1 pseudogene is annotated in these 506 nt (G+C 60.2%); it reads left to right on the top strand.

The annotated features are described in order from the left end of the window. Nucleotides 1–158: 158 nt before the first annotated feature. Nucleotides 159–506 (top strand): annotated as a pseudogene (locus AC1D1X_RS25445) (amidophosphoribosyltransferase); the annotation flags it as partial.

The raw sequence follows: 506 nt of genomic DNA on the forward strand, positions 1-506 counted from the left end.
CGATATGACGGCGCTGAAGTCCAGCAGTTGGTGGCGGGAATCAAAGGGCGCGCCGGTGTTGACGGCCACGCTCAAAGCCCTGAAGCCGGTATTGCCCGAACAGTTTGCCAAGTATTTAATTTAACTTTGAAGAGTCAACTCATCATGATCGGAACACCATGTGCGGGATAGTCGGCGTCGTCAGCAAAGCCCCGGTCAATCAACTGATTTATGACGGCCTGCTGCTTTTGCAGCATCGCGGCCAGGATGCCGCGGGCATCGTCACACAGCAGGGGCGCAAGTTCTACATGCACAAGGCCAAGGGCATGGTGCGCGACGTCTTTCGCACCCGCAACATGCGCGCGCTACCGGGCACGGTGGGCCTGGGCCAGKTGCGCTACCCCACGGCAGGCAACGCCTACAGCGAAGACGAAGCCCAGCCGTTCTACGTCAACGCGCCCTTCGGCCTGGTGCTGTCGCATAACGGCAACCTGACCAATGCGGCCGAGCTCAAGGCCGAGCTCTTC

Source organism: Polaromonas sp. P1_G4, from assembly GCF_056405475.1.